At 65.2% G+C, this 6,914-nt stretch carries 6 protein-coding genes; 3 read left to right on the top strand and 3 right to left on the bottom strand.

Features of this window, described 5'->3' with window-relative positions; translation table 11 throughout:
- Positions 1-249 precede the first annotated feature (249 nt).
- Positions 250-1,164, bottom strand: a complete 915-nt coding sequence (locus FXB40_RS39165) for a phosphoribosylaminoimidazolesuccinocarboxamide synthase (protein ID WP_148777597.1) — start codon at positions 1,162-1,164, stop codon at positions 250-252.
- A gap of 77 nt (positions 1,165-1,241) precedes the next feature.
- On the bottom strand, positions 1,242-2,159 hold the full coding sequence (locus FXB40_RS39160) for a pirin family protein (protein ID WP_148777596.1): 918 nt from the start codon (positions 2,157-2,159) through the stop codon (positions 1,242-1,244).
- Positions 2,160-2,223: 64 nt separating this feature from the next.
- On the opposite strand from FXB40_RS39160, the gene FXB40_RS39155 reads away from it, so the two are divergent.
- From FXB40_RS39155 to FXB40_RS39145, 3 genes are all read left to right on the top strand, one after another.
- On the top strand, positions 2,224-2,793 hold the full coding sequence (locus FXB40_RS39155) for a GNAT family N-acetyltransferase (RefSeq protein ID WP_148777595.1): 570 nt from the start codon (positions 2,224-2,226) through the stop codon (positions 2,791-2,793).
- A gap of 51 nt (positions 2,794-2,844) precedes the next feature.
- On the top strand, positions 2,845-3,906 hold the full coding sequence (locus FXB40_RS39150; protein WP_148777614.1) for an AraC family transcriptional regulator: 1,062 nt from the start codon (positions 2,845-2,847) through the stop codon (positions 3,904-3,906).
- A 145-nt stretch (positions 3,907-4,051) separates the two neighbouring features.
- Positions 4,052-5,479: a serine hydrolase domain-containing protein gene (locus FXB40_RS39145; protein WP_148777594.1), complete on the top strand. Its 1,428-nt coding sequence runs from the start codon at positions 4,052-4,054 to the stop codon at positions 5,477-5,479.
- Positions 5,480-5,484: 5 nt separating this feature from the next.
- Here the strand turns inward: FXB40_RS39145 and FXB40_RS39140 are convergent, their stop codons facing one another.
- A complete protein-coding gene (locus FXB40_RS39140; protein WP_148777593.1) occupies positions 5,485-6,855 on the bottom strand; it encodes an MmgE/PrpD family protein in 1,371 nt (456 codons plus the stop codon).
- Positions 6,856-6,914: the final 59 nt, after the last annotated feature.

Below are 6,914 nucleotides of genomic sequence, written 5' to 3'. Positions count from 1 at the left end.
CGTTCGCCGGGACCCATAACCACAGGGAGCGGTTTGGCGAAGACTTGGAGTTCGGTACTCCGGCCATCCGCGATCGATAGATTCCGCGGTATGGGTCCCGGCGTTCGCCGGGACGACGGCAGAGTGCTTGGTGGCACCAGCTCTCCACGTCATTGCGAGCGCAGCGAAGCAATCCAGACTGTCTCTGCGGAGGGACTCTGGATTGCTTCGCTTCGCTCGCAATGACGGAGCGAGACGAAACAGCGGAGGCTAAATCTTCAACTCTGCCCCCGTCACGCGCCGATACGCCTCCAGATACCGTTTGCTGGTCGCATCCACGACGCTCGCGGGCAGCGGTGGCGGCGGGGCGTCGCCGTTCCAGCGGCCGGCGCGGCGCTCGACGTCGAGATAGTCGCGTAAGGGTTGCTTGTCGAAGCTCGCTTGCGGCTGGCCGGGCTTGTAGGCATCGACGGCCCAGAACCGCGACGAATCCGGCGTCATGACTTCGTCGATCAGGATGATGCGGCCGTCCTTGTCGCGGCCGAACTCGAACTTGGTGTCGGCGATGATGATGCCCTGCTCGCGCGCCAGCTCCTCGCCGAGCGTGTAGATCGCGCGGGTCATGCTTTCGAGCGTGTAGGCGACATCATCGCCGACGACTTCGCGCATCCTGGCGATGGTGATGTTCTCGTCATGGCCGGTCTCGGCCTTGGTCGCGGGGCTGAAGATCGAGGGCTCGAGCTTCTCGCTCTCGACGAGGCCGGCCTTCAGCTTCTCGCCTGCCAGCGTGCCGGAGCCGGCATATTCCTTCCAGGCCGAGCCTGACAGATAGCCGCGGATCACGCATTCGATCGGGAACACGGTGGTACGGCGGGACAGCATGGCGCGGCCGAGAATCTCGGCGCGATGCGGTTTCAGCGCCGGCACGGCTGCGATGATCTCGTCGGTATCGGCGCTGATCATGTGATGCGGCACCACGCCTTCGAGCTTGTTGAACCAGAACGCGCTCACTTGCGTCAGCACCGCGCCCTTCATCGGGATGGTCTCGCCCATCACGACGTCGAAGGCGCTGATGCGGTCGGTGGTCAGCAGCAGCAGGCGGTCGTCGTCGACGGCGTAGATATCGCGCACCTTGCCGCGCCCGATCTTGGTCAGGGGCAGGTCGCTGGAGAGCATGGTGGTCATCGCAAAGCTTTCGAAAACCTGGCTTTCAGGCGAGAAATCCGGCCGCGCCTGATGGCACGGCCGGACACCGGATTAGCCTATTCCGGCAGCGGAATGAACTCATGTTCCTGCGGAACCGCGGCGAAGCGCCCGGTTTTCCAGTCTTGCTTGGCCTGCTCGATCCGCTCCTTGCTGGAGGAGACGAAATTCCACCAGATGTGGCGCGGGCCTTCCAATGCATCGCCACCGAGAAACATCATCCGCGTGGCCTTGAGCGCCTTCACGGTGATGCGGTCGCCGGGGCGGAAGATCAGGAGTCGCGGCCCTTCATAGCGCTCGTTCGCGATCTCGACCTCGCCGTCGACCACGTAGATCGCGCGCTCCTCATGGTCAGGGTCGAGCGGCACGCTCGCGCCAGCGACCGCCGTAACCTCGGTGTAGAACCAGGGCGAGACCATCTTTACGGGCGAGGTGATGCCGAAGGCGGATCCCGCAATCACCCGCGCAGTGAAATCGCGTTCGGAGATCATCGGCAGCTCGCCCGCCGCATAATGCTGGAACGAGGGGTCGATCTCTTCTGATCCGGCCGGCAGTGCGATCCAGCTTTGCAGGCCGAGCATCTGCTGGCCCGAGGCGCGCTGCGTATCCGGCGTGCGCTCGGAGTGCGCGATGCCGCGCCCGGCCGTCATCAGATTCATCGCGCCCGGCGCGATCTCCTGCACATTGCCCTCGCTGTCGCGATGCATGATGGACCCGTCGAACAGGTAGGTGACGGTGGCAAGCCCGATATGCGGATGCGGCCGCACATCCATCCCCTTGCCGGAGACGAACTGCACCGGGCCGAAATGATCGAAGAAGATGAACGGCCCGACCATCTGCCGCTTGCCATGCGGCAACGCACGCCGCACCACGAATCCGTCGCCGAGGTCGCGGGTGCGCGGCACGATGACGAGATCGAGCGCGTCGCAGGACATGGGATCGCCGAGCACGGGATCGTTGGAGGGTTGCCAGCTCATGGTGGACTCCTGTTTTTTGCTGGTATGATCGTAGCAGAACAAATTTGGGAACGGGAGAAGACAGATGATTCCGCCGCTCAAGCCTGGTGCCCGGCTGTTGCAGGTATCCGGCCCCCAAATCGAGACGGAACGCCTGATTCTGCGCCCATGGCGTGCAAGCGACATCGCGCCCAATTCCGTGATGCTGAGCGACCCCGGCACGGCGCGTTTCATCGCAGCCGACGGCAAGCCGGTCACCACCGAAATCGCCGGCTGGCGCAACGCAGCTGTGATCTCCGGACACTGGGCGCTCTACGGCTTCGGCATGTTCGTGGTCGAGGAAAAGTCGAGCGGCCATTATGTCGGGCGGGTCGGGCCGTGGTGTCCGCCAGGCTGGCCCGGTTTCGAGGTCGGCTGGGGCATCGCCAAGGAGTTTCGCGGCAAGGGCTATGCAGTCGAGGCGGCCCGCGCATCGATCGACTGGGCCTTCGACAGTTTCGAGGTCGACGACATCCTGCATTGTATCGAAAGTACGAATGCGCCGTCGCAAGCCGTGGCTCGCAGCTTGGGCGCCCGGAAGGATCGCGAGATCGAGCTGTTCGGCAAGCCCGCCGACGCCTGGATCACGTCGCGCACCACGTGGCGGCGAAATTGAATCGTCGTCCGATCTGACTTAAGTTCGCGGCACGAACGAAGCGGACCAATGATGCTTCTGACCAATGTCGAGCTCGCCTTTCGCGCCGCCAGCGTCGCGCTGCTGCTGGTGCTGGCGGCGTCGTTGCTGTCTGACTTTCGCAATGTGCTGGCTGCCCGGCTCGGCGCGGCCTTCGCGCTGGGTTCGGCCGCGCATGCGGTGAGCTATTCGGTCGGCGTCACGTCGTTGATCCCGGCATGGCATGCGCCGCTGATCGCGTTGTCGACCGGGAACATCGTGGTGTTCTGGCTGTTCACGCGCGCGCTGTTCGATGACGCGTTTCACTTGCGCTGGTGGCACGGATTGGTCTGGGCGCTGGTGACGGCCTTCAGCTTCGCAGGTTGCGTCTGGATCGCGCCGGGTGGGAACGTGCGGTTCTCGATCACAATGGTCAATCTGATCGTGCTCGGCTTCATTGCGCTCGCAATCGGGCAGACGATTGCCTCGTGGCCGGTCGACCTGGTCGAGCGCCGCCGCCGCGTCCGCGTCTTCATCGTCTGTGCCGCCGCGCTCTATGGCGGGCTGAATGCGGTGCTTCAGATCGCCGTCGCCGGCCATCACGTCGGCGACCTCGCGGATACGATCAATGCCGGCGTGCTCGCCTGCATTGTTGCGGCGATCGCTTACGCCATGATGCGCGTCGATGGCGCCGACCTGTTTCCTATTGCATCGGAGGCGGCACCGGCGGTCGTCTTCATTCAGCCTGCGGCCGATGACGCCGCGGACCAAAGACTCATCGATGCCCTGATGCGGCTGATGGCGGATGAGCGGATCTACCGCCAGGAGAACATCACCATCGGCGTGCTGGCGGGCCGGCTGAAGATTCCGGAATATCGGCTGCGCCGGCTGATCAACCAGCGGCTCGGCTATCGCAACTTCAATGTGTTCCTGAACAACCACCGGATCGAGGAAGCCAAGGCCGCGCTCGCGGACCCCACCCAGGCCGAGGTTCCCGTCATCACCATCGCCATGGACGCCGGCTTCCAGTCGCTCGGCCCGTTCAACCGCGCCTTCAAGGCGGTCACAGGCGTGACGCCGACGGAATATCGGCGGCTCAAGGTCGATGCGGCCTAGATTGTTAGGCCTTTGAAATCACGAGACAATTCCAAAATCGGCTAGCTCCGATCAGTTTCGACGAGGCCGTTTTTCAAATCCGGCGAGCGCGCATCGGCCGCATCCGGCTTTCCTCTCCGGCACACGCCCCAGCCGGAGAAAGCCCGTGACTCGCCGCCGCAAGATCATCCTCCTCACCACCACGATCGCCTGTGCCGGCCTCGCGCTCGGCGCGGCGCGGGCGCGCGATGTGCCGAAGGTTGCGACCGGCTTCATCGCCGACACGCTCTGCTCGGAGACGTTCGTCTCCGGGCTCGATCCCCAGCGCAACCTCACCGAGACCACCGATGCGATGCCGGGCGCGGGACTGTTGACCTGGGCGATGGATGTTCAGGTCGATCGCACGCGCAAGGATGTCACGGTGACGCTGTTCGGCATCGGCCGCAGCCATGCCGTCTATCGCGAGGGGCTCGGCTGCACGCTCGAGCACGGCCAGGGGATCGCCGACGTCGCGCCGCCGCCGGACGACAAGCAGCCGGCGTTGCTCCCTGAGATCGCCGGTCCGGGACTCGTGCCGCCGCAAAGCGAGGACCTGTCAGCCGCGCTCGACCGCGCCTTCGCCGAGCCCGCACAGCCGCCCTATCGCCGCACCCGCGCGATCGTCGTCATGAAGGCCGGCCGCATCATCGCCGAGCGCTACGCGGATGGTGTCGGACCGGAGACGCCGCTGCTCGGCTTCTCCATGACGAAGTCGGTGATGTCAGCGTTGACGGGCATTCTTGTGCGCCAGGGCAAGCTCAAGCTCGACGGGCCCGCGCCAATTGCCGCCTGGCAAAATCCGGATGATCCGCGTCATGCCATCACCGTCGATCAGTTGCTGCGTCACACCGCAGGCATTGCGCTCGGAAGCTCGCTGCAGGCCTCGCTCGGCTCCGCGCTCGAGCCGGTCAACACCATGAAATTCGCGGAGGACGATATGGCCACGTTTGCCGAGCGCGCGCCGTTCGCAACGGCGCCGGGCACAGCCTGGAATTATCACGACGGCAATTTCCTCATTCTCGCGCATCTGATCCGCAACGCTGCCGGCGGCAAACCTGCAGATGCGCTGCGCTTTGCGCGCCGCGAGCTGTTCGCGCCGCTCGGCATGAATCACGTCACGCTCCAGCTCGACGGTGCCGGCACGATCGAGGGCTCCAGCGAAATGCTCGCATCCGCGCGCGACTGGGCGCGCTTCGGCCAGCTCTATCTCAACGACGGCATCGCTGGCGGCAAGCGCATTCTCCCCGAGGGCTGGGTGAACTATTCCGCGACGGCCACGCCAAATGCCTGGGTCGGGATCGGTGCCGGCTTCTGGACCAACCAAGGCGACAGCTTTGGCGCGAACTTTCGCGTGGAGCACGGCTGGCCGCGCGATGCCTTCTTCGCCAAGGGCACCATCGGGCAGTATACGATCATCATCCCCTCGGAACGCCTCGTGATCGTACGCCTCGGCCGCTCGCCGAACGCGCCGCCGGAAGCGGACGGCGTGTTCGATCTGGTGCGCGATATCGTGGCGACAACGCGCGAGAAGGGGAAGCTGGCGGGAGCGAACTAGGCGACCTACTGCCGCCCGAGCTCTGTCGCCTTCGCCACGCGATCGAACCGCTCCAGCGTCATGATGGCATCGGCGAATTTGTCAGCCCGTGCATTCAGCACGGGCCGCGCCAAGGTCAGAAACTTCTGCTGCATCGCCTGCGCATCCGGGAATGATGTCGGCTCGCCCGAGGGATCAGCATAGAGGCGCTCGTGCACGCCGTCGTCGGTGGTGATGCTGACGCGTGCGCCAAAGGGATGGGTGCGGCCGACCTCGAGCCGGTCGTCCTGCACCACGTCGAACTTGTCGGCGAGCGCGTCGATCGCGGCGTCGCCGAGGCGGTTGTAATCGTCCCAGCCGAACGAGCCCTGGTCGAGCGCGAGCGCGCCGGTGAAGAACATCGAGAACTGGCCGCCGACGATCGAGGTCGGATGCCGCTTGGTGGCGGCATCGCCGGTCAGGGTGATGCCGTTGCGGTGCAGGCCGATCTCGACGCGCTTGACCTGGTCGGGCGTCAGATTGTGCTCGCGCCGCATCGCGATCAGCGCGTCGATCGCGGCATGGGTGTAGCGGCAGCTCGGATACGGTTTGACGCCGATCTTCATGGTCTCATAGCTCCTGCCGAGCCCGGCGACCGCCTTGTCGGGATGCGCGTCGTCGGTGTAGCCGGCGAGCAGGCCGTGCTTGCCTTCGACCGATTCCGTTGCGCCGACGAAATCATTGCGCGCCAGCGTCGCGGCGATCACGCCGTTCATTGCGGCAGCCCCGACCTGGTAGCGCTTGTTCCAGGCGCCGTTCATCAGAAATTGCAGCGAACCAGCGGCCTGGCTGCCGGCAACGCCGAAGGCGGCGATGATCTGCGTCTCGGAGAGGCCGTAGAGTTTTCCAGCGGCCGCCGCCGCGCCATAGGTGCCGGCGGTCGCGGTCGGATGAAAGCCGCGCGCATAATGCGACGTCGGGTCGAGCGCGTTGCCGAGCCGGCAGCACACCTCATAGCCCGCGACGATCGCCGTCAGCACGTCGCGGCCCGATGCCCCGACCATTTCGCCGACGGCAAAGGCGGCCGGAACCACCGGCGCGCTCGGATGCAGCGAGGAATCCGCATGCGTGTCGTCGAAATCGAGGGAATGGCCGAGCGCCCCGTTGAGCAGGGCCGCCACCGCCGGTGTCCAGGTCTTGGCATCGCCGAACACGGTGGAGTCGCCCTTGGTGTCGAGCGCGAGCGCTTCCAGCATCTTCAGGATCGACGGGGTCGATTCCGCCTCGCTCCGTGCCCGGATGGCGCTGCCGAGGAAATCCAGCGTCAGCACCTTGGCGCGATCCAGCACCTCCGCCGGAATATCCTGATATTTCAGGTTGGCGACATAGGCGGCAAGCGTTGCGGTTTCGTGAGCCATCGTGTTTCCTCGTTTTGGCCGGCAAGTTAGGCGGGGTGATTTTGCCTTTCAAGCGGGCT

Origin of the sequence: Bradyrhizobium rifense (genome assembly GCF_008123425.1) — a bacterium.
GTDB classification, from domain to species: Bacteria; Pseudomonadota; Alphaproteobacteria; order Rhizobiales; family Xanthobacteraceae; genus Bradyrhizobium; species Bradyrhizobium rifense.
This window is presented reverse-complemented; position numbering and strand designations above follow the sequence as displayed.